At 68.7% G+C, this 23,963-nt stretch carries 25 protein-coding genes and 1 tRNA gene; 15 read left to right on the top strand and 11 right to left on the bottom strand.

The window, feature by feature from the left end; genetic code table 11:
• Positions 1 to 3: 3 nt before the first annotated feature.
• Both dprA and plsY read right to left on the bottom strand, forming a co-directional pair.
• A complete protein-coding gene (gene dprA, locus FFS23_RS04100; RefSeq protein ID WP_137897552.1) occupies positions 4 to 1,083 on the bottom strand; it encodes a DNA-processing protein DprA in 1,080 nt (359 codons plus the stop codon).
• Positions 1,076 to 1,711, bottom strand: a complete 636-nt coding sequence (gene plsY / locus FFS23_RS04095; protein WP_249340511.1) for a glycerol-3-phosphate 1-O-acyltransferase PlsY — start codon at positions 1,709 to 1,711, stop codon at positions 1,076 to 1,078. Before plsY ends, dprA begins: the two co-directional genes overlap by 8 nt.
• A gap of 116 nt (positions 1,712 to 1,827) precedes the next feature.
• Between plsY and murI the strand changes: the two genes are divergently transcribed.
• Positions 1,828 to 2,622, top strand: coding sequence for a glutamate racemase (murI, locus tag FFS23_RS04090; RefSeq protein ID WP_137897551.1), 795 nt, complete (start codon positions 1,828 to 1,830; stop codon positions 2,620 to 2,622).
• Between the two features lie 318 nt (positions 2,623 to 2,940).
• A complete protein-coding gene (gene hemA, locus FFS23_RS04085; protein ID WP_038667350.1) occupies positions 2,941 to 4,182 on the top strand; it encodes a 5-aminolevulinate synthase in 1,242 nt (413 codons plus the stop codon).
• Positions 4,183 to 4,617: 435 nt separating this feature from the next.
• On the opposite strand, the gene FFS23_RS04080 is transcribed toward hemA, so the two are convergent.
• Positions 4,618 to 5,094 carry a DUF3429 domain-containing protein gene (locus FFS23_RS04080; RefSeq protein ID WP_052075664.1) on the bottom strand — a complete coding sequence of 159 codons (477 nt, stop codon included), beginning with the start codon at positions 5,092 to 5,094 and terminating at the stop codon, positions 4,618 to 4,620.
• A gap of 164 nt (positions 5,095 to 5,258) precedes the next feature.
• Here FFS23_RS04080 and rpiB point away from each other — a divergent pair, with 164 nt between their 5' ends.
• Genes rpiB through FFS23_RS04060 form a run of 5 tightly spaced genes read left to right on the top strand, consistent with a single transcriptional unit; the run spans position 5,259 to position 8,417 of the window.
• A complete protein-coding gene (gene rpiB / locus FFS23_RS04075; RefSeq protein WP_038663816.1) occupies positions 5,259 to 5,693 on the top strand; it encodes a ribose 5-phosphate isomerase B in 435 nt (144 codons plus the stop codon).
• A 4-nt stretch (positions 5,694 to 5,697) separates the two neighbouring features.
• Positions 5,698 to 7,008 carry a serine hydroxymethyltransferase gene (gene glyA / locus FFS23_RS04070; protein WP_137897550.1) on the top strand — a complete coding sequence of 437 codons (1,311 nt, stop codon included), beginning with the start codon at positions 5,698 to 5,700 and terminating at the stop codon, positions 7,006 to 7,008.
• A 4-nt stretch (positions 7,009 to 7,012) separates the two neighbouring features.
• Complete coding sequence (locus FFS23_RS20000; protein ID WP_166753199.1) at positions 7,013 to 7,186, top strand: small multi-drug export protein; 174 nt, start codon at positions 7,013 to 7,015, stop codon at positions 7,184 to 7,186.
• A gap of 8 nt (positions 7,187 to 7,194) precedes the next feature.
• Positions 7,195 to 7,671, top strand: a complete 477-nt coding sequence (gene nrdR / locus FFS23_RS04065; RefSeq protein WP_038663810.1) for a transcriptional regulator NrdR — start codon at positions 7,195 to 7,197, stop codon at positions 7,669 to 7,671.
• Positions 7,668 to 8,417 carry an RNA methyltransferase gene (locus FFS23_RS04060; protein WP_137897549.1) on the top strand — a complete coding sequence of 250 codons (750 nt, stop codon included), beginning with the start codon at positions 7,668 to 7,670 and terminating at the stop codon, positions 8,415 to 8,417. The genes nrdR and FFS23_RS04060 overlap by 4 nt, the downstream gene beginning before the upstream one ends.
• Here the strand turns inward: FFS23_RS04060 and FFS23_RS04055 are convergent.
• A complete protein-coding gene (locus FFS23_RS04055; protein ID WP_038663803.1) occupies positions 8,387 to 8,701 on the bottom strand; it encodes a chorismate mutase in 315 nt (104 codons plus the stop codon). The two genes, FFS23_RS04060 and FFS23_RS04055, sit on opposite strands and share 31 nt — an antisense overlap.
• Positions 8,702 to 8,807: 106 nt before the next feature.
• Here FFS23_RS04055 and FFS23_RS04050 point away from each other — a divergent pair, with 106 nt between their 5' ends.
• From FFS23_RS04050 to aguB, 5 genes are all read left to right on the top strand, one after another.
• On the top strand, positions 8,808 to 9,074 hold the full coding sequence (locus FFS23_RS04050) for a hypothetical protein (RefSeq protein WP_137897548.1): 267 nt from the start codon (positions 8,808 to 8,810) through the stop codon (positions 9,072 to 9,074).
• Positions 9,075 to 9,242: 168 nt separating this feature from the next.
• Positions 9,243 to 9,857 (top strand): 30S ribosomal protein S4, encoded by a 615-nt coding sequence (rpsD, locus tag FFS23_RS04045; RefSeq protein WP_038663797.1) that lies wholly within the window; start codon positions 9,243 to 9,245, stop codon positions 9,855 to 9,857.
• A 758-nt stretch (positions 9,858 to 10,615) separates the two neighbouring features.
• Positions 10,616 to 12,256, top strand: a complete 1,641-nt coding sequence (locus FFS23_RS04040) for a M28 family metallopeptidase (RefSeq protein ID WP_038663794.1) — start codon at positions 10,616 to 10,618, stop codon at positions 12,254 to 12,256.
• On the top strand, positions 12,253 to 13,227 hold the full coding sequence (locus FFS23_RS04035; protein WP_137897547.1) for an agmatine deiminase family protein: 975 nt from the start codon (positions 12,253 to 12,255) through the stop codon (positions 13,225 to 13,227). Before FFS23_RS04040 ends, FFS23_RS04035 begins: the two co-directional genes overlap by 4 nt.
• 217 nt (positions 13,228 to 13,444) lie before the next feature.
• Complete coding sequence (aguB, locus tag FFS23_RS04030; protein ID WP_137897546.1) at positions 13,445 to 14,305, top strand: N-carbamoylputrescine amidase; 861 nt, start codon at positions 13,445 to 13,447, stop codon at positions 14,303 to 14,305.
• Here the strand turns inward: aguB and FFS23_RS04025 are convergent.
• On the bottom strand, positions 14,293 to 14,991 hold the full coding sequence (locus FFS23_RS04025) for a uracil-DNA glycosylase (protein ID WP_052075663.1): 699 nt from the start codon (positions 14,989 to 14,991) through the stop codon (positions 14,293 to 14,295). The genes aguB and FFS23_RS04025 overlap by 13 nt on opposite strands.
• Positions 14,992 to 15,013: 22 nt before the next feature.
• Between FFS23_RS04025 and folK the strand changes: the two genes are divergently transcribed.
• Positions 15,014 to 15,490, top strand: a complete 477-nt coding sequence (gene folK, locus FFS23_RS04020) for a 2-amino-4-hydroxy-6-hydroxymethyldihydropteridine diphosphokinase (protein ID WP_137897545.1) — start codon at positions 15,014 to 15,016, stop codon at positions 15,488 to 15,490.
• A 20-nt stretch (positions 15,491 to 15,510) separates the two neighbouring features.
• Positions 15,511 to 15,586 (top strand) — tRNA-Lys (locus tag FFS23_RS04015).
• A gap of 26 nt (positions 15,587 to 15,612) precedes the next feature.
• On the opposite strand, the gene FFS23_RS04010 is transcribed toward FFS23_RS04015, so the two are convergent.
• The 6 genes from FFS23_RS04010 to FFS23_RS03985 form a co-directional block, all read right to left on the bottom strand.
• Positions 15,613 to 15,981 carry a VanZ family protein gene (locus tag FFS23_RS04010; RefSeq protein WP_137897544.1) on the bottom strand — a complete coding sequence of 123 codons (369 nt, stop codon included), beginning with the start codon at positions 15,979 to 15,981 and terminating at the stop codon, positions 15,613 to 15,615.
• 52 nt (positions 15,982 to 16,033) lie between these two features.
• Positions 16,034 to 16,987 (bottom strand): alpha/beta hydrolase, encoded by a 954-nt coding sequence (locus FFS23_RS04005; RefSeq protein WP_137897543.1) that lies wholly within the window; start codon positions 16,985 to 16,987, stop codon positions 16,034 to 16,036.
• 34 nt (positions 16,988 to 17,021) lie between these two features.
• The gene (locus FFS23_RS04000) at positions 17,022 to 17,912 is read right to left on the bottom strand and encodes an alpha/beta hydrolase (protein ID WP_137897562.1); all 891 of its coding nucleotides are present in this window, start codon (positions 17,910 to 17,912) and stop codon (positions 17,022 to 17,024) included.
• A 97-nt stretch (positions 17,913 to 18,009) separates the two neighbouring features.
• On the bottom strand, positions 18,010 to 19,320 hold the full coding sequence (gene xylA, locus FFS23_RS03995) for a xylose isomerase (RefSeq protein ID WP_137897561.1): 1,311 nt from the start codon (positions 19,318 to 19,320) through the stop codon (positions 18,010 to 18,012).
• Positions 19,317 to 20,759, bottom strand: a complete 1,443-nt coding sequence (xylB, locus tag FFS23_RS03990; RefSeq protein WP_137897542.1) for a xylulokinase — start codon at positions 20,757 to 20,759, stop codon at positions 19,317 to 19,319. The genes xylA and xylB overlap by 4 nt, the downstream gene beginning before the upstream one ends.
• An 8-nt stretch (positions 20,760 to 20,767) precedes the next feature.
• Entirely contained in the window at positions 20,768 to 21,865 is a 1,098-nt protein-coding gene (locus FFS23_RS03985) for a glycoside hydrolase family 43 protein (protein WP_137897541.1), read from the bottom strand.
• Positions 21,866 to 22,134: 269 nt separating this feature from the next.
• On the opposite strand from FFS23_RS03985, the gene FFS23_RS03980 reads away from it, so the two are divergent.
• A complete protein-coding gene (locus tag FFS23_RS03980) occupies positions 22,135 to 23,952 on the top strand; it encodes an IlvD/Edd family dehydratase (protein WP_502702113.1) in 1,818 nt (605 codons plus the stop codon).
• Positions 23,953 to 23,963: the final 11 nt, after the last annotated feature.

Below are 23,963 nucleotides of genomic sequence, written 5' to 3'. Positions count from 1 at the left end.
GCGTCAGGCGATGAGGCTGACCCGGCCGCCGGCATGCCGCTCCAGCCGGCCGGCGAGTTCGAGTTCGAGCAATACCGTCTGGACGATCGCCGGGGCGAGGCCGCTCTGGCGGAACAGTTCGTCGACCGGGACGGGCGCCGGGCCGAGCAAGGCGGTGATGCGGGTGCGGTCGGCGTCGCTCGCATCCGCCGGGGGCGGGGCGGCGTAAGGCGACGCGGGCGCGCGGACGGCGCGGGGATCGATCGGGCGGAGCTGTTCGAGGACGTCGGCGGCGGTTTGGATCAAGGTCGCGCCGTCGCGGATCAACTGGTTGCAGCCCTGCGCGCGCGGGTCGAGCGGGCTGCCGGGCACCGCCATGACCTCGCGGCCCATCTCGCCCGCCAGCCGCGCGGTGATCAGCGAGCCCGAGCGCGGCGCCGCCTCGACCACCACGGTGCCGAGCGCGAGGCCGGCGATGATCCGGTTGCGCGACGGGAAATGGCGGGCGAGCGGCTGGGTGCCGGGCGGCTGTTCGGCGATCAGCAGCGCCTCGCTCGCCACCTGGTCCTGCAACGCGGCGTTTTCCGGCGGGAAGGCCACGTCGATGCCGCTGGCGATGACGCCGATCGTGCGCGGCAGCGCGCCGACGTGCGCGGCGGTGTCGATGCCGCGGGCGAGGCCGGAGACGATCGTCGCACCCTCCGCGGCAAGGTCGTGCGCGAGGCTGCGCGCGAAGCGGCACGCCGCCGCGGAGGCGTTGCGCGCGCCGACGATCGCCACCGTCGTCCGGCTTGCCAGCGGGAGGTCGCCGCGCAGGATCAGCGCGGGCGGGGCGGTGTCGATCTGGGCGAGCAGCGGCGGATAGTCGGGATCGTCGAGGAACAGATAGCGCGCGCCGAGCCGCGTCGTCGCCGCCATCTCGCGCTCGACCGCGGCGCGTTCGGCGATGCGTGGCGGGGCGCCGCCGCCGCGGCGGGCGAGCGTCGGCAGCATGTCGAGCGCCGCCTCGGCGGTGCCGAAGCGGGCGAGCAACTGGCGCCAGGTGACCGGGCCGATCCCGGTGGTACGAAGGAGACGGAGGCGCGCGACATCGCGCTCAGCCATCGCGGAGCGCATTCGTTTCCTCGCCGTCGCGCGCGCCGCCGATGCGCGGCTCGGTCCCGGCGAGCAGCCGCTCGATATTGTCGCGATGCTTCCACAGCACGATCGCGGCGAGCGCGAGCAGCAGCATGACGAGATCGAACCGCCCGAACAGCGCGCCGCTGACCGGTGCGCTGACCGCCGCGGCCATGCCGGCGACCGAGGAGATGCGCAGGCTGGCGAGCAGGCCGAGCCAGACGGCCGCATAGACGAGGCCCATCGGCCAGTGCAGCGCGAGGACGATGCCCATCAGCGTCGCGACGCCCTTGCCGCCCTTGAAGCGCAGCCAGATCGGGTAGCAATGGCCGACGAACGCCGCCGCTGCGGCGATCATGCCGTCGCCGGGGAACAGCCATTCCGCCAGCCACACCGCCGCCGCGCCCTTGGCGAGATCGAGCAGCAAGGTCGCCGCCGCCAGCCCCTTGCGGCCGGTCCGCAGGACGTTGGTGGCACCGATATTGCCCGAGCCGATGCTGCGCAGGTCGCCCGCGCCCGCCAGCCGGGTGAGGATGACGCCGAACGGGATCGACCCCAGCACATAGCCGAGCAGCAGCGCGCACGCCGGCGCGATCCAGAGTATGTGCGTATCCAAAGCTGCCCCGTCCTCCCCGGCGGATCATAGCGGGTCCGGGGCGGTTTCGCCAATGGGCGCTTCCTGATCTCGATCAAGGTTGGCGCGTCGCGTGGCGGCGGCTTATGGACGCGGCGATGGATGATGCGCCGATCCTGTTCTTCGATTCGGGTGTCGGCGGCCTGTCGGTGGTCGCACCGACGCGCGTGCTGCTGCCGCGCGCGCCGATCGTCTACGCCGCCGATTCCGCCGGATTTCCCTATGGGATCAAGAGCGAGGCGGAGATTGCGGCGCGGGTGCCGGCGCTGCTCGGGCGGCTGGTGGAGCGGTATCGGCCGCGGCTGGTGGTGATCGCCTGCAACACCGCCTCGACGATCGCGCTGCCGGTGGTGCGCGCGGCGCTCGACGTGCCGGTGGTCGGCACGGTGCCGGCGATCAAGCCCGCCGCGGCGCTGAGCCGCAGCCGGGTGATCGGCGTGCTCGGCACCGAGGCGACGGTGCGTCAGGCCTATGTCGATGATCTCGCGGCGCGGTTCGCCGGGGATTGCACGGTGCTGCGGCATGGCTCGGCGGAACTGGTGCGGCTGGCGGAGGCGAAACTGGCGGGGGCGACGGCCGATCCGGTGCGCTATCGCGCGGTGCTCGGCGGGCTGTTCGATCAGCCAGAGGGCGCGCGGATCGACGTGATCGTCAATGCCTGTACGCATTTCCCGCTGGTCGCGGCGGAACTGGCGGCGGCGGCGCCGGCCGGCGTGCACTTCGTGGATGGCGGCCCGGGGATCGCGCGGCGGATCGCTTTCCTGACCGAGGGGCAGGGCTGGCCCGCGGGCGAGTCGGTGCATCGCGCGGTGTTCACGCGGCTGGGCGACGCGGAGCGGGCGCTGGCGCCGGCGCTGGCGGATTATGGAATCGGGACGATCGAGGGGCTTTGAGTCGTACCGGCCGGCGGGTGGAGCGTCGGCTCTTTTGTCCCACCGTTCGCCCTGAGCCTGTCGAAGGGCGGTGCCCCGTACGGAACGACCGCCTATGGCACGGGCGCTTCGACAGGCTCAGCGCGAACGCTTCGACAGGCTCAGCGCGAACGGTGGGGTGTGGGGCGGGCGTTTCTTCCGCCAGCATCCATCCCTGTGCCGGTCGACGGGTCGTGCCGCGCCCGCCCCGTGAGGGTGGGACAAAATGTCCAGCCTGCCGATCACGCTGAGCGCTTTTATCCACTGGCAAGCCCGTCGCCGCATCGGTACATGGTGCCCATGAGCAGCGACGGTACCGACGTACGCGTGGATTATTCGCGCGTCTTCACCCAGGCGATCGATCGCCTGCACAGCGAGGGCCGGTATCGGGTCTTCATCGACATCCTCCGCAACAAGGGCGCCTTCCCGAACGCGCGCTGCTTCGCCGGCCATAACGGGCCCAAGCCGATCACCGTCTGGTGCTCGAACGACTATCTCGCGATGGGCCAGCATCCGAAGGTGATCGCGGCGATGGAAGAGGCGCTGCACGACGTCGGCGCCGGTTCGGGCGGCACGCGCAACATCGGCGGCAACACCCATTATCACGTCGATCTCGAGCACGAGCTCGCCGACCTGCACGGCAAGGAAGGCGCGCTGCTGTTCACCAGCGGCTATGTCTCGAACGAGGCGACGCTGTCGACGCTCGCCAAGATCCTGCCGGGCTGCGTGATCTTCTCGGACGAGCTCAACCACGCCTCGATGATCGCCGGCATCCGCAACGCCGGCTGCGAGAAGCGCATCTTCCGCCACAACGATCTCGCGCATCTCGAGGAACTGCTCGCCGCCGAGGATCCGACGGTGCCGAAGCTGATCGCGTTCGAGAGCGTCTATTCGATGGAGGCCGACGTCGCGCCGATCGCGGCGATCTGCGACCTCGCCGACAAATACAATGCGCTGACCTATCTCGACGAGGTCCATGCGGTCGGCATGTACGGCGCACGCGGCGGCGGCATTTCGGAAGCCGAGGGCGTCGCCGACCGGCTGACGATCATCGAGGGTACGCTCGGCAAGGCGTTCGGCGTGATGGGCGGCTATATCGCCGCCGACCAGACGATCATCGACGTGATCCGCAGCTATGCGCCGGGGTTCATCTTCACGACCTCGCTGTCGCCGGTGCTGGTCGCGGGCGTGCTTGCCAGCGTCCGCCACCTCAAGGCGTCGAGCGTCGAGCGCGAGGGCCAGCAGGCGTCGGCGACGCTGCTCAAGACGATGCTGAGCGAGGCGGGGCTGCCGGTGATGCTCGGCAGCACGCATATCGTGCCGATCCTCGTCGGCGATCCGGTCAAGGCGAAGCGGATCAGCGATATCCTGCTCGCCGAATATGGCGTCTACGTGCAGCCGATCAATTATCCCACCGTGCCGCGCGGCACCGAGCGGCTGCGCTTCACCCCCGGCCCGAGCCACACGCCCGAGATGATGCGCGAGCTGACCGACGCGCTGGTCGAGATCTGGAGCCGGCTCGCCTTGCGAAAGGCGGCCTGACGCGGCGTCCGGGCGTCGCCGGTGTTCGGTGGGGTTCAGGACCATCGAATATCGCGGCGGCAGCGAGGTTCGGTTAGTTTCTTCCTCAGACCCGTCACCCCGGACTCGTTCGAGACTTTGCGAAAGTCCCGATCCGGTGAATCAGCCCAGTGCTCCTGCGAAAGCAGGAGCCCAGAGCCAATCTGAACAACGCTTCATGGCGTTCGGGACTCCTGGGCTCCTGCGTTCGCAGGAGCACTGAGTGACTTTCGTAGAGGTCTGGAACAAGTCGAGGTTCCCTTCCGCGGCGAGGGGAACGGCTAAGAAATACACCTTACTCTTGCGGCCCGGTGGACCCCGGAACAAGTCCGGGGTGACGGGGTGGGTTGGGAAAGCGTCCGGCCCATGCGACGGAGCCCGGCGAAGTCGGGCAACGGCGTGTAGCCGCCCGCGCGATCAGCTGGCCGACAGGCCGCAGATGATCCCGCAGAGGATCGTCAGCCCGCCGAGCCCGATCGACAGCGGCACGCGCAGCGTCATCCAGCCGGTGGGGGCGTGGGCGGACTCGACCAGGCGGCGGTCGATCAGCAGCGTGGTGATCACCGCCGAGCCCATCAGCACCAGCGCGAGGCCCAGTGGCAGCACATGCGCGATCGACAGCAGGATCAGCAGCGCGCCGAACAGCGACGGCAGCACCGCCAGCGTCGCGATCCGGCCCTGATCGCGGCCGCTGCGCATCGCGAAGCCCCACCAGATGCCGCCGAGGAAGCTGAGGATCAGCGCCGCATAGGCGAAGGCGAACATCGGCCCGACATCGCTTTCGGCGGAAAAGAAGCAGGTGGCGACCGCGGCGATCTGCGGGAACAGCCCGGCATAGCCGAGGATCAGCGGCGATTCGCCGACGCTGCCGCGGGCGGAGACGGGATCAGCCATGCCGGCGAGCGCGGGAGCGAGGAACTTGCGGCATATTCTTATCCTGCATTGCGTGGTTGGCTTAGCGCGCGAGCGACGCGCTACGTTCCGCAACAGGTGTGGCATTTGCCGGTGTCCCCCGCTAAGGCGCCCTGACCGCCCATCATCGTCACGGGACGTCACCCTTGCGCATCGCCTTCGCCTCCGATCACGCCGCCGTCGCGCTGAAGGCGCTGCTGGTCGATCATGCCGGCACGCTCGGCCATGCGGCGATCGATCTCGGGCCGGACAGCGATGCGCGCGTCGACTATCCCGATTACGGCTACAAGCTGGCCCGCGCCGTCGCGGCGGGCGAGGCCGATTTCGGCGTCGCTTTGTGCGGATCGGGGATCGGCATCTCGATCGCGGTCAACCGCGAGCCGGCCTGCCGCTGCGCACTCGTCTCCGAACCGCTGTCGGCGGCGCTGGCGCGCCAGCACAACGACGCCAACGTCCTCGCGATGGGCGCGCGGCTGATCGGCCCCGATCTCGCCAAGGCCTGTCTCGAAGCCTTCCTCGCCGCCCCGTTCGAGGGTGGCCGTCACCAGAACCGCGTCGACAAATTGTCGCGAAAGGACTGATCCCATGAGCACCCAGCCCACCGATTTCAGCGATATCCGCCACACCGGCTTCTTCAGCCAAGCGCTCGCCGACGCCGATCCCGCGGTGTTCGCCGGCATCGCGCACGAACTGGAGCGCGAGCAGACGCAGATCGAGCTGATCGCGTCGGAGAATATCGTCTCCAAGGCGGTGCTGGAGGCGCAGGGCTCGGTCTTCACCAACAAATATGCCGAGGGCTATCCGGGCAAGCGCTATTATCAGGGCTGCGCGCCGTCGGACGAGGTCGAGAGCCTCGCGATCGAGCGGGCCAAGCAGATCTTCGGCTGCGGCTTCGTCAACGTCCAGCCGCATTCGGGCGCGCAGGCGAACGGCGCGGTGATGCTCGCGCTGGTCAAGCCGGGCGAGACGATCCTCGGCATGAGCCTCGACGCCGGCGGCCACCTCACCCATGGCGCACGCGCGGCGATGAGCGGCAAGTGGTTCAACGCGATCCAGTACGGCGTCGATCCGGTGACGCATCTGATCGATTACGATCAGGTCGAGCGCCTCGCTGTCGAGCATAGCCCGAAGCTCATCATCGCCGGCGGCAGCGCCTATCCGCGCACGATCGACTTCGCGCGCTTCCGCGAGATCGCCGACAAGGTCGGCGCGTACTTCATGGTCGACATGGCGCATTTCGCCGGCATCGTCGCCGCCGGCCTGCATCCGACACCGTTCGGCCATGCGCACGTCGTCACCACGACGACGCACAAGACGCTGCGTGGGCCGCGGGGCGGCATGATCATGACCGACGACGAGGCGCTGGCCAAGAAGATCAACTCGGCGGTGTTCCCGGGGCTGCAGGGCGGGCCGCTTATGCACGTCATCGCCGCCAAGGCGGTCGCGTTCGGCGAGGCGCTCCAGCCGGGCTACAAGAGCTATATCGCCGCGGTGGTCGAGAACGCCAAGGTGCTTGCCGCGACGCTGAAGGAGCGCGGCTCGGACGTCGTCTCGGGCGGCACCGACACGCATCTTGCGCTGATCGACCTCACCCCGCTCGGCATCACCGGCAAGGACGCCGACGAGGCGCTGGAGCGCGCGGGCATCACCTGCAACAAGAACGGCATTCCCAACGATCCGCTGCCGCCGGTCAAGACCAGCGGCATCCGCGTCGGCTCGCCCGCCGGCACCACGCGCGGCTTCGGCCCCGCCGAATTCCGCGAGATCGGCAACATGGTCGCCGACGTGCTCGACGGTTTGGCCAAGAAGGGCGAACATGGGGACCCCGAGGTCGAGGCGAACGTTCGGCAGCGTGTACGCACGCTGTGCGCACGCTTCCCCATCTACGAAGGATAACACCATGTCGAAGATCGAAGAGGTCCAGGCGACCGTCAAGAACACCCCCGGCCTCGGCAAGAAGATGGCCAAATATGGCGCGATCGGCGCGGTGGTGGCGATCCCGATCCCGTTCGTCGGCCCGGTGCTCGGTGCGCTGGTCGGCGCGGGCGTCGCTTATGCCAAGCGCAAGGATTGATCGCCTGAATGCGTTGCCCGTTCTGCGGCCATGAAGACAGCCAGGTGAAGGACAGCCGCCCCACGGAAGACGGGGCGGCGATCCGGCGCCGGCGCCAGTGCGAGGGCTGCGCGGCGCGCTTCACCACCTTCGAGCGGATCCAGCTCCGCGACCTGTGGGTGATCAAGAGCACCGGCAGCGGCGGGGTGCGGCGCGAGCCGTTCGACCGCGAGAAGCTGCTGCGTTCGGTATCGATCGCGACGCGCAAGCGGCCGATCGAGCCGGTGCGGATCGAGAAACTGGTCAGCGGCATCCAGCGCCAGCTCGAGACGCAGGGCGAGAGCGAAGTGTCGTCGAAGCGGATCGGCGAAATGGTGATGGACGGGCTAAAGGGGCTCGATTCGGTCGCCTATATCCGTTTCGCCAGCGTCTATCGCGATTTCAGCGAGGCGCGCGACTTCGAGGAATTCGCCGGCACGGTCGAGCAGGCGGGGCGCGCCGAATGAAGCCGGTGATCGTGCTCGTCCGCCCGCAATTGGGCGAGAATATTGGCAAGGCGGCGCGCGCCATGCTCAATTTCGGGCTCACCGACATGCGGCTGGTCAGCCCGCGCGACGGCTGGCCCAATCCGCAGGCGGGGCCGGCGGCGAGCGGCGCCGACAGCGTGCTCGCCGACGCGCAGGTGTTCGACAGCGTCGCCGAGGCGGTGGCGGATTGCGCGCACGTCTATGCGACGACGGTGCGCAAGCGCGGCATCACCAAGCCGGTGGTGACGCCCGAGGTCGCGGCGCGCGACATCCACGCCGCGCCGGAGCGGTCGGCGATCCTGTTCGGGCCGGAGCGGTCGGGGCTGGAGACCGACGACGTCGCGCTCGCGCGGACGATCGTCACCGTGCCGATCAATCCCGAATTCGGCAGCCTCAACCTGGCGCAGGCGGTGATCCTCGTCGCCTACGAATGGTCGAAGGGCGAGACGCTGGCGCAGCCGTCGATCAACCCGATCGAGCCGCCCGCACCGCATGAGGAACTGGAGGGAATGATCCTCCAGCTCGACGACATGCTGGAGCGCGCCAATTTCTTCTTCCCGCCCGAGCGCGTGTTCCAGACGCGGCGGACGCTGCGCACGCTGCTGACCAAGCCGGGCTGGTCGTCGCAGGAGGTGCGGACCGTGCGCGGCGTGCTGTCGGCGCTGGACGGCGCCAAGGAACGCCGGGTCGAGGCTCAGCGCCGGTCGAACGACGCCAGTTCGTAGGCGATCGACGCTTCGACGAGCTGCTCCCACAGATCGGCGATGACCGCGCCGGGCAGGCCGAGCGATTCCGCCTCGGCGCGGGCATTGGCGATGACCTGTGCCTTGCGGGCCTCGTCGCGGACGTGGCCGCGCTCCGGCTTGATGCGCGCCGCGGCGTCCATATAGGCGAAACGGCGTGCGAGCAGCGCGACCAGCTCGCGATCGAGCGCGTCGACGCCGGCGCGCACCTCGATCATCGTCGTGCAATCGGGGCCGGCCAGTGCCGGGGCAGGGGGCGTGGTCATCGCGCTTCCTTATCGCCGCCGCCACGGATGTCGAGTTCGTGGCGTCGCCATCTTCCCTTGCCGGACGGATCGTGTCACCTTTGCTGCCGTATCAGGGAGGGTCGCCATGTTCGCTTTCGCCATTGCCGCGATGATTCTGTCCGCCGGCGCGCAGGATGCCGCGCCAGCGACGACGCCGTCGCCCGCGCCCACGGTGAAGGCCAAGCGGATCTGTCGTCGCGAAGCACCGATCGGATCGATCATGCCGCACCAGACCTGTTTCACCCGCGGCGAATGGGCCGTCATCGACGCGCGCAACGGCGACAATTGGGACACGGCGCGCCGGGCTAATGCCGCGCGCAATATGACGATCCCGCAGGCGCTGCGTCCTTGACAGGATAAGCGCCAGCATCTAGGCGGCCGCCTTCGCAACAGCCCCCGCACCCCGGTGAAGCGGACGGCCTGCCCCCGCAAGGGATCAGCAGAGCGATACCGGGATCAACCCCGCCGCATGGCTTGCCATGGGGCGGGATCACGTCGTTTCAGTTGCCAAGGAAATATCATGTCGAAGCGCCACAGCGCCAAGCACAAGCTCGACCGTCGTCTCGGCGAGAACATCTGGGGCCGGCCGAAGAGCCCGGTCAACAAGCGCGAATACGGCCCGGGCCAGCACGGTCAGCGCCGCAAGGGCAAGGTGTCGGACTTCGGCATCCAGCTGCGCGCCAAGCAGAAGCTCAAGGGCTATTACGGCGACGTCACCGAGAAGCAGTTCAAGGCCTGCTACACGGAGGCGGCCCGCATGAAGGGCGACACCAGCCAGAACCTGATCGGCCTGCTCGAGCAGCGTCTCGACATGATCGTCTATCGCGCCAAGTTCGCGCCGACGATCTTCGCCGCGCGCCAGATCGTCAGCCACGGCCACATCCGCGTCAACGGCGTGAAGTGCAACATCGCGTCGCGCCGCTGCTTCGTCGGCGACGAGATCACCCTGGGCAGCAAGGCCAAGGAAATGGCGCTGGTGCTCGAGGCGCAGAACCTCGCCGAGCGTGAGATCCCCGATTACGTCGCGCCGGACGGCAACGCCAAGATCACCTTCGTCCGCGTGCCGACGCTCGACGAGGTGCCTTACCCGGTGAAGATGGAACCGAACCTGGTCGTCGAGTTCTACTCGCGCTGATTTCGGGTCTTCCGGTTTCGGATTTGGAAGGGGCGGTCCTTGCGGGCCGCCCTTTTTGATTCACGCGAAGACGCGACGGTGTTCCGCTTGGGGTGGACGCATCGATCACCGCGGGTGTGGCCCTCGTTCTTTCTCTTCGCGTCTTCGCGTGAATCGATTTCGCGCGCAGAGGCGCAGAGACGCGGAGGTGATCCGCGGGAGGCCTCGTCGCCTGCTTTTCGCCTTTGGAAGAGAAGCGCCTTCGGCGCCGCTGGCGGAACACCTCTGCGTCTCTGCGCGCAAAACCTTCTCCGTTCCGTGACCCGGACCGTGGACAAGCCCGCGACCGGCGGCAGAAGACCGGCCTGCTGCCACTTTTAGATTCGGAAGGGGCGGTCCATGCGGGCCGCTCTTTTTGGTTCACGCGAAGACGCGAAGACGCGAAGGTGTTCCGCTTGGGGTGGACGCATCGATCACCGCAGGTGTGGCCCTCCTTTCTTCTCTTCGCGTCTTCGCGTCTTCGCGTGGATCGATTTTGCGCGCAGAGGCGCAGAGGCGCAGAGGCGCAGAGGCGCAGAGACGCGGAGGTGATCCGCGGAGGCTGCGTCGCCTGCTTTTCGCCTTTGGAAGAGAAGCGCCTTCGGCGCGGCTGGCGGGAGACCTCTGCGTCTCTGCGTCTCTGCGCGCGAAACCTTCTCCGTCCCGCGGCCCGGACCGTGGACAAGCCCGCGCCCCGGCGGCAAAAGACCGGCCACGCTGCCATCCATGCGGAGTAATCGATGCGTCGTTTCGTTCTTGCGGCCCTGCTTGCCACGCCCGGCATGGCGCTCGCCCAATCCGCGCCGCCGATCTCGGTCGAGACGATGAAGGCCGTCACCAGGACGTTGTCGTCCGATGCGTTCGAAGGCCGCGCGCCGGGTAGCGCCGGCGAGGAGAAGACGCTCGCCTATCTCGAACAGCAATTCGCCAAGGCGGGCCTGAAGCCGGGCAACAAGGGCAGCTGGTTGCAGGACGTGCCGCTGGTCGAGATCACCGCGCAGAACGTCACGCCGCTGACCATCACCGGCGGCAAGACGCCGCTTGCCCTCGCTTACGGCAAGGACATGGTGGTCGGCACCTATCGCGTCACGCCGCATATCGACGTCAAGGACAGCGACATCGTCTTCGCGGGTTACGGCATCGTCGCGCCCGAAAAGGGCTGGAACGATTACGCCGGGCTCGACGTGAAGGGGAAGACGGTGATCGTCCTGATCAACGATCCCGACTGGCAGACGCCGGGGCTGACCGGCCCGTTCAACGGCCGTGCGATGACCTATTACGGCCGCTGGACGTACAAATATGAGGAAGCGGCACGGCAGGGCGCGGCGGCGGTGATCATCGTCCACCAGACCGAGCCTGCGGCCTATGGCTGGAACGTCGTCCAGTCGAGCAACACCGGCGCGGCGCATGTCGCCGATGCCGCCAATGGCCATATGGACGATACCGCCGCGCACGGCTGGATGCAGCTCGACAAGGCGCGTGCGCTGTTCGCCAGCGCCGGCAAGGACTTCGATAGCCTCGCCGCCGCCGCGAAGGTCAAGGGCTTCAAGCCGGTGCCGCTCGGGCTGAAGGCGTCGGTGCGCTTCGACAACCAGATCAAGAAGCAGATCTCGCACAATGTCGTCGGCATCCTGCCCGGCCGCGAGGCACCGGACGAATATGTCCTGCTGTCGGCGCATTGGGATCATCTCGGCCGCTGCACCCCGGTCAACGGCGACGACATCTGCAACGGTGCGGTCGACAATGCCGACGGCACCGCGGCGCTGGTCGCGCTCGCCGAGGCCAATGCCAAGGCCGGGCCGGCGCGCCGCTCGATGGTGTTCGTCGCGCTGACCGCCGAGGAATCGGGGCTGCTCGGCTCGGCTTATTATGGCGAGAACCCGGTCTATCCGCTCGCCAAGACGGTCGGCGGCGCCAATATGGACGCGCTCGCCATGTACGGCCCCGCGAAGGACGTGATCGTGATCGGGCCGGGCAAGTCGCAGCTCGACGGCTATCTCACCGCCGCGCTCAAGCGGCAGGGCCGCACCGCGACGCCCGAGCCGACGCCGGAGAAGGGCTTCTATTATCGCTCCGACCATTTCAGCCTCGCCAAGCACGGCGTGCCGATGGTCTATTTCGAGACCGGCCAGAATCTGGTGAAGGGCGGGCTCGCCGCGGGTCAGGCGGCGGCAAAGGACTATGAAGAGAATCGCTATCACGCGCCCTCCGACGAATATGATCCCAATTGGGATTGGAGCGGCGTGCAGCAGGACGTCGGCCTCTATTATATGATCGCGCGCGATCTCGCCGACGGTCGCGACTGGCCCAATTGGACGCCGGGCGACGAATTCCGTGCGATCCGCGACAAGAGCCGTGCCAGCCTGGGAGCCGCGAAGTGACCGTCGTTCCGCCGCCCGCCGAATGGGCACCGCATGACGCCGTATGGATCGGCTTTCCGAGCCATCCCGAATTGTGGGAGGAGGATCTCGATCCGGCCCGCGCCGAAGTCGCCGCCTTCGCCCGTGCGGTGCATGCCGAGGGGCGCGGCGAGACGGTGATCCTCGTCGCCGCCGATGCCGAGGCGGGCGCGGCGGCACGGACGATGGCGCCGTTCGCCGAGGTGGTGGTCGAGCCGTTCGGCGACATTTGGCTGCGCGATACCGGCCCGATCCTGCTCGGTAATGGCGAGGCCTGCGACTTCGGGTTCAACGGCTGGGGCGGCAAATACGATCTGCCCGGCGACGATACGATCGGCCTGCGCCTCGCCAAGCAGCGCGGTCGCCGCGTCGGTTACTGTAATTGGGTGCTCGAGGGCGGCGCGATCGACGGCGACGGCACCGGCGTCGTCGTGACGACCGAGCAATGTCTGCTCAACCCCAACCGCAACCCGACGCTCGACAAGGCGCAGATCGAGGCGCGGCTGCGCGACGACCTCGGGCTGACCAAGGTGGTGTGGCTGGGCGACGGGCTGCTCAACGACCATACCGACGGCCATGTCGACAATCTCGCGCGCTTCGTCGGCGAGGGCAAGCTGGCGCTGCCGGAAGCGGCGGAGAACGACCCCAATTGGCAGGTCTACCAGCATGCGTTGCGCGACGCGCGCGCGGCGGGGCTGGAGGTGGTGACGATCCCGTCGCCGGGCCGCGTGCTGCGCGACGAGGAGGTCGTGCCGGCGAGCTATATGAACTTCTATATCGGCAATGCCGCGGTGGTCGTGCCGCTGTACGGTGCGGAGAACGATGCCGCCGCGGTGCGTGCGGTGCAGGCGCTGTTCCCGGATCGCGAGGCGGTGGGTCTGCGCGCCGACCATATCCTGACCGGCGGCGGCAGCTTCCATTGCATCAGCCAGCAGATCCCGGCGGGGGCGTGATCGCGAATCGGGGTGGGTGACCTTCGATCCACCCACTCCGTCACCCCGGACTTGTTCCGGGGTCTACCCAGCGGCGGGGGGCACGGTCCGAGGCTCCAGCCGCATGCATGCGGACGGGTGGACCCCGGACCAAGTCCGGGGTGACGGGTGGAGGGGGTGAGCACCCGCGCCACACGCAAGGGGTGACGACTCACCTCCCGCCCCTTATGTGGCGCGCATGACCCAGATCACCGTCGCCGCGCTGCAGCTCGCCTTCTCCGACGATATCGATGCGAACATCGCCAACGTCTCGCGCCTCGTGCGCGAGGCGGCGGGGCAGGGCGCGCAGGTGATCCTGCCGCCCGAATTGTTCGAGGGCGAATATTTCTGCCGCGTCGAGGACGAAGGGCTGTTCGCCAATGCCGCGCCGGTGCGCGAGCACAAGGCGGTGCTGGCGATGCAGGCGCTCGCCGAGGCGCTCAAGGTGACGATCCCGACCAGCTTCTTCGAGGCGGACGGGCCGCATTATTACAACAGCCTCGCGATGATCGGCCCCGACGGCGAGGTGCAGGGCGTCTATCGCAAGAGCCACATCCCCGACGGCCCCGGCTACGAGGAGAAATTCTACTTCCGCCCCGGCAATACCGGATTCAAGGTCTGGCCGGCGCCGCCGACCGCACCGGGCTGGACGCTCGGCGTCGGCGTGTGCTGGGACCAATGGTATCCCGAGACCGCGCGCGCGCTGATGCTGATGGGCGCGCAGGTGCTGTTCTACCCGACCGCGATCGGCAGCGAGCCGCATGACACCAGCCTCGACACCGCACGGCTGTGGCGGCGCGCGATGGTCGGCCATGCCGTGTCCAACGTCGTGCCGGTCATCGCCGCCAACCGGATCGGCACGGAGCACGGCCAGCATTTCTACGGCACCAGCTTCATCGTCGACGAGCGCGGCGACATCCTCGCCGAACTGGGTCGCGACGAGGAAGGCGTGATCGTCGCGACGCTCGACCTCGAACGGGTCAAGCGCCACCGCGCCGCCTTCGGCTTCTTCCGCGATCGCCGGCCCGAATTGTACGGGCGGCTCGTTCAGGACGTCTGACGGAGCGCCACGGCGCGGGCGAACACCGATTCGAACATCGCTTCGTCGATCCGGCCGGTGTTCTGGTTGTAGCGCGACGGGTGATAGCTATCGAGCAGGATGCGACCGTCCGGCATGCGATGCTCGGCGCCGTGCGCGAAATTGGCCTTGGGCAGGCGTCCGCCCATCACCTTGACCGCCGACTGGTGCGCGATCTGGCCGAGCGCGACGACGATGCGTACGTTGGGCAGCGCCGCGATCTCGCCGTCGAGGAACGGGCGGCAGGTGCGGATCTCCTCCGGCGTCGGCTTGTTGGCGGGCGGCAGGCATTTGACCGCATTGACGACGATCGCCCCGGTCAACGCCAGATCGTCGGTGACGCGATTGGCGAAAGTGCCGGTGGCGAGGCCGAGCTTGCCGAGCGTCGCGAACAGCAAGGCGCCCGAATGGTCGCCGGTGAACGCCCGTCCGGTGCGGTTGGCGCCGTGCAACCCCGGCGCGAGGCCGACGATCGCCAGCCATGCCTCGGGGTCGCCGAAGGCGGGGACGGGGGCATTCCACCAGGTGGGGTTGTCCAGCCGCAGCGCTTCCCGCGCGGCGACGAGGCGCGGGCAGCGCGGGCAGTCGTGCGGCGGCTCGACCGCGGCGAGCGGATCGGGGACGGGCAGGTCGGTGGCGATGTCGGGCGCGAGCGTATCGAAGGTCATCGCTTTCGCCTAAAGCCCCGGGATGGCGACGGCAATCTATGCGATCGGGATCGGATCGAACCGGCGCGGGCGACACGGCGGCCCCGCCGACGAGGTGCGCGCGGCGATCGCGGCGATCGGCGGGCTGGTCGCGGCGTCGCCGGTGATCGGCTCGGCACCGCTCGGGCCGTCGATCCGCCGCTTCGCCAATGCCGCGATCCTGATCGCCAGCGACGAGACCCCGCCGGTGCTGCTCGCGCGGCTCAAGGGGATCGAGGCGGCGTTCGGGCGGCGGCGCGGGCGGCGCTGGGGGGCGCGGGTGATCGACCTCGATATCCTGCTCTGGTCGGGCGGCAGCTGGCGCGATCCGCGGCTGACCGTGCCGCATGCGGCGCTATCCGCGCGCGGCTTCGTGCTGGGGCCGCTCGCGCGGATCGCGCCGGGCTGGCGCGTGCCGCCGCAGGCGCGAAGTGTTCGACAATTGGCACATGCAGTTGACCGACCGCGTCCCCGCCCCTAGGTGCCCCGGATCGATGGCGGGGGTCCGTAGCTCAGTCGGTAGAGCAAGCGACTTTTAATCGAGAGGTCCCGGGTTCGAGCCCCGGCGGACCCACCATCGATAGTGCCGGCGGCGGCGTCCGCTCACAGCCGGCGCGGGCGGCCGGTTCGCGCGGCGGCCACCACCAGGACGACGCCGAGGATGATCGCGGTGTCGGCGACCCAGTCCATGATGTCGCAGTCGCGGTGCAGCGCCGGGATCGACTGGACCAGCTCGATCATCGCGCCGAGAAAGCTCAGCCGTTCGGCGATGCGGAACAGCGGCGCGTGCGGCCAGGCGGCGCAGGCGAGCACGGTGAGCGCGCCGAACGCGGCCATGTGCTGCCATTTGTCCATGACCTCGACGGTGATCGGCGGGCGCGGCGACAGCGCCATGACCAAGGCGAAGAGGAGAGCAGCCCAGAACAGCAAGCATGCGATCGGCGCGACGCGCGCCTGCGAGAAACCAACCATGATGCGCGCCCTACGTCCGCCGGCGGCGCGCGTCCACCGGCGGGCGGGCGGATCAGCCGCGACGCTTCAGCAGGCCATGCATGTCGAGCCAGCGGGTGAATTCCTCGAACCAGCCGGTGCTGGTCGTCGGTTTCGGGTACATGCCGAAACCATGGCCGCCCTGTTCGAACAGGTGGAATTCGACCGGGCGCTTGGCGGTGCGCCAGCTGTCGATCAGGCCGAAGCCGTTATTGGCGAAGAACGGATCGTCGGCGGCGAGCGCGACGAACATCGGCGGGGCGTCGGCGGGCACGGTGACCGCCGTCAGCGGGCCATAGATGTTGCCGATGAAGGCAGGCCTGGCATCGCCGCCGGTCAGCGTCGTCGCCATCGTCAGCATCGCGCCGGCGGAGAAGCCGATCATGCCGATCCGGTCAGCATCGACGTGCCATTCGGCGGCGCGCTTGCGGACCAGTGCGAAGGCAGCGCGGGCGTCGGCGATCTGCGGGGCGAGGCCGGCCGCCATAGCGTCCGCGCGCGGACGCGGCGGGCGGGCGCCGGGCGCGAAGATCTCGGCCATCGACCGTTCGAAGCCGGGCATGTCGGCGGGCGTCGGGTTGAGCCGGTATTTGAGCACGAAGGCGGCGACGCCCTTGGCGGCGAGCGCGCGGGCGACGTCCCAGCCCTCATTCTCCATCGACAGCGTGCGGAAGCCGCCGCCCGGCGCGACGATGACCGCCGCACCGGTCGCCCTGGCGGGATCGGGCAGGAAGGGGGTCAGCGTCGCGACGGTGACGTTGCGGGTGAAGACACTGCCATATTGGCTGTGCCAGGCCTCCGGTGCGGTCGCGCCGGGCAGCTTGCCGGTATCGAGCGTGATCGCGCCCGGCTGTGCCGGGGTGGGGATCGGCACCATCTTGTCGCTCTGCGCCTGAACGGGTGCGGCCAGCGTGGCGGCGGCGAGGATGCCGGCTCCGATCGGCCGCAGCAGATGGGCGATCGCGGCGGCGTGGATACGGTGTCTCATGTTCGCTCTCCCTGATGATCGGTGTCGCTATGGGTCATTTGCCGCCGGCGCGCGGCCGGGTTGACAGCCAGCCGCTGTCCGCCAGCCAGTCGTCGAGCCGGTCGGGCCAGTGCAGGATCGAGATCCGGTTCGATTCGTCGAGGTTGAAGGCGTGATCGCTGTCGGCGTACATATGCAGTTCCGCCGACACGCCCGCCTTGCGCAATTGCTCGTAGAGCGCGACCGAGGGCGGCGCGCAGCAGGCGTCGCGGCTGCCCGCGACGATGAAGGCGGGCGGCGCGCCGGCGATCGCCTTGGCGGGGATGCCGCGCGGGCCGGGGAAGACGAGCACCTGGAAATCGGGACGCGCGGGCAGGCGGTCGATCGCATCCACCGCGGGGCGGCCGGCGGGTTCGGGATTGTCGGCGATCTGCGAGACCAGTTCGCCACCGGCGGAAAAGCCCATCGCGCCGACGCGGGCGGGGTCGATGCCGTAATCGGCGGCATGCGCGCGCACCCAGCGCATCGCGCGGCGCGCATCGTCGGCGGCGTCGCCCTCGACCGAATATTTCGAGCCGGGCTCGTTCGCGAGCCGGTATTTGAGGACGAAGGCGGTGATGCCCATGCGGTTGAGCGCGGTGGCGACCTTGGTGCCCTCGTTGGTCCAGACGAGCAATTTGTGACCGCCGCCGGGCATGATGACGATCGCGGCGCCGTTGCGGTGCGCGGGATCGGCCGGGAAGGCGATCAGCGAGGGATCGTGGATGTTGCGCACCCAATAGTCGCGGGCGACCTCGGCCTCCTGCCGGCGCGCGCGCGATCCGGGGGCGCCGTCGGGCCACAGCTTGATCGCGGTGTAACTGGGCGGTTGTTGCGGGGCCGGATCCTGTGCGGGCAACGGTGCCGCCGCCAGCAGGACCGCCAAGGCAAAGGCTCGGCGCATCATCACTCTCCCAATGTGTCCGGTCGCCGTGTTCGACGTTCCGGGGTCCCGGCCGGGCCGGGGAGGCGTCCGGCCCCGTGCGGGGCCGGACACGCGCGGCTTAGAGGAAACGGTTGATGAGATTCTCGAGCCGCTCCTGGCCGCCCGAGCGCGGCTGCGGATCGAGGTTCTGCGCGATCGCGAGATCGGCGATGCCGGCGAGGTCGAGGTCGGCGATCTTGCCGCCGAACTCGCCCGTCCAGCCCGCGTAACGCTCGGTCTTGGCGGCGTCGAGACGACCGTCCTCGATCAGCGCGGCGGCGTTGAGCAGGCCCTTGGCGACGACGTCGATGCCGCCGACATGGCCGTGGAACAGGTCGATCGCGTCGATCGACTGGCGGCGCACCTTGGCGTCGAAGTTGAAGCCGCCGGTGGTGAAGCCGCCTGCGCGCAGGATCTCGACCATCGCCAGCGTCAGTTCCTCGACCGAATTGGGGAATTGGTCGGTGTCCCAGCCGTTCTGCGGATCGCCGCGGTTGGCGTCGATCGAGCCGAAGATGCCGAGCGCGCCGGCGGTGGCGATCTCATGCTCGAAGGTGTGGCCCGACAGCGTGGCGTGGTTCGCCTCGATGTTGACGCGCACTTCGTTCTCGAGGCCGTAGCGCTTGAGGAAGCCGTACACCGTCGCGGTGTCGAAGTCATACTGGTGCTTGGTCGGCTCGTGCGGCTTCGGTTCGATCAGGATCGTGCCGGTGAAGCCGATCTTGTGCTTGTGCTCGACGACGAGGCTGAGGAAGCGGCCGAAATTGTCCAGCTCGCGCTTCATGTCGGTGTTGAGCAGCGTCTCATAGCCCTCGCGACCGCCCCAGAGGACGTAGTTCTGGCCGCCGAGGCGATGCGTCGCCTCGAGCGCGTCGCGGACCTGCATCGCACCGAAGGCATAGACCTCGGGATCGGGGTTGGTCGCGCCGCCGGCGGCGAAGCGCGGGTGGCTGAACAGATTGGCGGTGCCCCACAGCAGCTTGCGGCCCGACGAAGCCTGCAACTTCTCGAGGTGGTCGACGGCTTCCGCGAAATAGCGGCGATGCTCGGTGACGTTGGCGGCATCAGCCATCACGTCGACGTCGTGGAAGCAGTAGAAGGGAACGTCGAGCTTCTGGAAGAAGTCGAACGCGACCTCACGCTTCTCGGCCGCGGCGGCGCTGTCGTTGGCGCCACGGTGCCACGGGCGGTTGAAGGTGCCGCCGCCGAACACGTCGGAGCCGGGCCAGCAGAAGGTGTGCCAGAAGCAGGCAGCGAAGCGCAGATGCTCTTCCATCGTCTTGCCGAGCACGACGCGGTTCTTGTCGTAGAACCGGTAGGCGAGTTCGTTCTCGCTATCCGGTCCTTCGTAGCGGATCTGCGGGATGTCGGCGAAAAAGTCAGCCATCAGAGGGTCCTTATGCGGGGATAGGCATCGCGGAAGGCGGCGCCCTTGGGAGCGAGGCGCTCGACGAGCGCCGGATCGGGGGTGATCACATGGGACACGGGGGGTGCCTGGCAGACGTCGGCGGGGCTGCCGCCGTCGACCGCGAGCTGGGCGAGGCGCGCGGCGCCGAGCGCCGGGCCGACCTCGCCGCCTTGCAGGTAGACGAGCTCGACGTCCATCGTCGCGGCGAGCGTTTCGCCCCAATAGCGCGAGCGCGCGCCGCCGCCGATTACCGACAGGCGCTCGATCGTCGTGCCGGCGTCGCGCAGCACGCGGATGCCGTCGGCGAGCGCGAAGCCGACGCCCTCCAGCACCGCCTGCGCCAACCGGTCGGGACCGGTGTCGTTGTCGAGCCGGAGGAAGGCGCCGCGGACCTGCGCGTCATTATGGGGGGTGCGTTCGCCGGAGAGATAGGGGAGGAACAGCTCCGGCCCGGCACCCGGTCCGGCGCGCTCGGCGCGCGCGAACAGGTCCGCGGCGCCCGCCGCGCCGGTGATCCTGGCGACCCAGTCGATGCACGAGGCGGCGGACAGGTGAACCGCCATCTGGTGCCACATATCGGGCAGGCAGTGGCAGAAGGCATGGACCGCACCCGCGACATTGGGGCGGAAGCGGTCGGTGGCGACGAAGATCACGCCCGAGGTGCCGAGCGACAGCAACGCATCGCCGTCGCGCACCGCGCCGACGCCCGCCGCACCGGCGGCATTGTCGCCGCCGCCGCCGGCGACCGGCACGCTGCCCATGCCCCACAGTTCGGCAACGTCGGGACGCAGGCGGCCCGCGACGGCGCTGCCCTCGACCAGCGCGGGCATCTGCGCTTCGGTGATGCCGGTGGCGGCGAGCAACGTGTCGCTCCAGCGCCGGCCGGCGACGTCGAGCCACAACGTTCCCGCCGAGTCGGACATATCGGAGAGCTTCTCGCCGGTCATCTGCAGCCGGACATAGTCCTTGGGCAGCAGCACGGTGGCGATCTGCGCGAACACCTCCGGCTCGTGATGGCGGACCCATTGCAGCTTGGGCGCGGTGAAGCCCGGCATCGCCAGATTGCCGGCGATGTCGTGAAATTCGGGCACCGCCGCTTCCAGCTCGACGCATTCGGCGTGCGAGCGGCCGTCGTTCCACAGGATCGCCGGGCGCAGCGGCCGGTCGTCGGTGCCGAGCAGCGTCGCGCCGTGCATCTGACCGGCGAGGCCGATGCCGCGCACCGCACGGCGCACCTCGGGATCGATCGCCTGCACCGCCGCGGTCGTCGCCTGCCACCAGGCTTCGGGGTCCTGTTCCGACCAGAGCGGCTGCGGCCGCTGCACGGTCAGCGCGGCGGTGCCCTGTCCGACGACGCTGCCGTGGGTGTCGAGAACGACCGCCTTGACCCCGGATGTGCCGATATCGATGCCGAGAAACATGCCGCCGCTCAGTTCTTGAAGGGGTCGAGCTGCACGATCGTGCCGTCCGGATTGAAGGTCAGTTCGGCGACCTTGGCCGAGCGCAGGTAGTTCTTATTCGACAATTGCGTGTCGTGATAGAACAGCCACCACTTGCCCTTGAACTCGACGATCGAGTGATGCGATGTCCAGCCCTGCACCGGCGACAGGATATGGCCGGTATAGCGGAACGGGCCGTAGGGCGTGGTGCCGACCGCATAATTGAGGAAATGGGTGTCGCCGGTCGAATAGGTGAAATAATATTTGCCGCCGCGCTTGAACACCCACGACGCCTCGAAGAAGCGGCGGTCATGGTCGCCGCCGAGCACCGGCTTGCCGGCCTCGTCGGTAATGACGACATCGCGCGGCGGCTCGGCGAACTGCTTCATGTCGGCCGACAGGCGCGCCATCTTGGGCGACAAAGCGGGCTTGTCGTCCTGCTTCATGTCGGTGTCGCCGGCGTTCGGATCGAAACGGCCGGTGGTCCACCGCTGAAGCTGGCCGCCCCAGATGCCGCCGAAATACATGTAGCTCTGGCCGTCGGTGTCGGTGAACACCGCGGGATCGATCGAGAAGCTGCCCTTGATCGGCGCGGCCTCGGCCTTGAACGGGCCGGTCGGCGACTTCGACGTGGCGACGCCGATGCGGAACACGCCCTGTTTGTCGCGCGCGGGCATGTAGAGATAATAGGTGCCGTTCTTATAGGCGGCGTCGGGCGCCCAGGTCTGCTTGGAGGCCCAGGGGATATCCTTCACGTCGATCGCCACCGGATGCACCGTCACCGGGCCACCGATGCGATCCATGCTGAGCACGCGATAGTCGTGCATCGCATATTGCGTGCCGAGATCGTCGTCGGGGATGCCGGCGTCGACGTCGTGGCTCGGGTAGACGTAAAGCTTGCCGTTGAAGACGTGCGCCGAAGGGTCGGCGAAATAGAGGTTCTTGACGAGCGGCTGGCTGAGATAGCGCTTGCCCTCGGGGCTGCGCGGCTCGGCGGCGGGCGCGGGCTTGGCGACCTGCGCGAGCGCGAGCGTGGCGGTGGCGCCGAGCGTGGCGGCGGTCAGGCAGAGGGCGAGACGAAGCCTCATGGCCGATGATCCTTCCTAGTGACGGCCTTCTGACGAGGCCTGGAGCGATGCCGCGAATGCGGGATAGCGCTACCATATGAGGCCGTTCGCGAATTCGCAAGCCGTTCCGCCGCGGTCGAGCCCGGTTGTAGGTTCGGATTTCGCACGGCGAGCGGATCGGGATCGTGCCGATTCGGGATCGATGGCGGGGTCGGTCTCGCCCGCGCGCCCGATCCGTCCGTTTGAAGCCTTGACGTGCCGCCTTGGCCTGATAGCGATACCAACAAGGTATGAGCCGGGTCCGGCATCGTCCAAGTGGAGAGTCCAGCGTGTCACGCCAACCGGTTCGTCCCTTCCGTTCGCGCGACTGGTTCGCCGACCCGGCCCGTGCCGACATGACTGCGCTCTATCTCGAACGCTTCATGAATTACGGCCTGACCCCGGCGGAGCTGCGCTCGGGGCGGCCGATCATCGGCATCGCGCAGACCGGCAGCGACCTGTCCCCGTGCAACCGCATCCATCTCGATCTGGCGCGCCGGGTGCGCGACGGCATCCGCGACGCAGGGGGCATCCCGCTCGAATTCCCGGTCCATCCGATCTTCGAGAATTGCCGCCGGCCGACCGCGGCGCTCGACCGCAATCTCGCCTATCTCGGGCTGGTCGAGACGCTGTACGGCTATCCGATCGACGCGGTGGTGCTGACCACCGGCTGCGACAAGACGACGCCGTCGGGGATCATGGCCGCCGCCACCGTCGACATTCCGGCGATCGTGCTGTCGGGCGGGCCGATGCTCGACGGCTGGCACGAGGGCGAGCTGGTCGGATCGGGCACCGTCATCTGGCGCTCGAGGCGCAAGCTGGCCGCGGGCGAGATCGACGAGGAGGAATTCCTCCAGCGCGCCACCGACAGCGCGCCCTCGGCGGGCCATTGCAACACGATGGGCACCGCCTCGACGATGAACGCGGTGGCCGAGGCGCTCGGCCTGTCGCTGCCCGGCTGCGCGGCGATCCCCGCGCCCTATCGCGAGCGCGGCCAGTTCGCCTATGAGACCGGCCGCCGCATCGTCGACATGGCCTATGAGGACCTGCGTCCGTCGCGCATCCTGACCCGCGAGAGCTTCCTCAACGCCGTGCGCGTCGTCACCGCGATCGGCGGCTCATCGAACGCGCAGCCGCATATCCAGGCGATGGCGGCGCATGCCGGCATCGAGGTGCGGCCGAGCGACTGGATGGACTATGGCTATGATCTGCCGCTGCTGGTCGACGTGCAGCCCGCCGGGCGTTTCCTCGGCGAGCGCTTCCATCGGGCCGGCGGCGTGCCGGCGGTGATGAACGAGCTGCTCGGCGCCGGCAAGCTGGACGGCGACTGCCTGACCGTCACCGGGCGCAGCATCGCGGAGAATCTCGCCGGCCGCGGCGCCACCGATCGCGAGGTCATCCGCCCGTTCGACCAGCCGCTGAAGAAGCAGGCCGGGTTCCTCGTCCTCACCGGCAATCTGTTCGATTTCGCGATCATGAAGACGAGCGTGATCTCGCCGGCGTTCCGCGAGCGCTACCTCAACGTACCGGGCCGCGAGAACGTGTTCGAGGCGCGTGCGGTGGTGTTCGAGGGATCGGACGATTACCACCATCGCATCAACGATCCCGCGCTGGGCATCGACGAGGGCTCGATGCTGGTGATCCGCGGCGCCGGCCCGATCGGCTGGCCGGGATCGGCGGAGGTGGTCAACATGCAGCCGCCCGATCATTTGATCCAGCGCGGCATCCTGACGCTGCCGACGCTGGGCGACGGCCGCCAGTCGGGCACGTCGGACAGCCCGTCGATCCTCAACGCCAGCCCGGAAAGCGCGGTTGGCGGCGGCCTGTCGTGGTTGCAGACCGGCGACGTGATCCGCATCGATCTGGCCGCGGGTCGCTGCGACGCACTGGTCGAGGAGGCCGAGATCACGCGCCGGCGCGGCGGCACGCCGCCGCCCATTGCCGAGAGCCACACGCCGTGGGAAGAGCTGTACCGGGAAAAGACCGGCCAGCTCGGCGAAGGCGGCGTCCTCGACTTCGCGTTGAAATATCGGGGTATCGCTGCACGTACGCCGCGGCATAACCACTAGGCACAACCCAT

Origin of the sequence: Sphingomonas sp. 2SG (genome assembly GCF_005503285.1) — a bacterium.
Lineage (GTDB): Bacteria > Pseudomonadota > Alphaproteobacteria > Sphingomonadales > Sphingomonadaceae > Sphingomonas > Sphingomonas taxi.
This window is presented reverse-complemented; position numbering and strand designations above follow the sequence as displayed.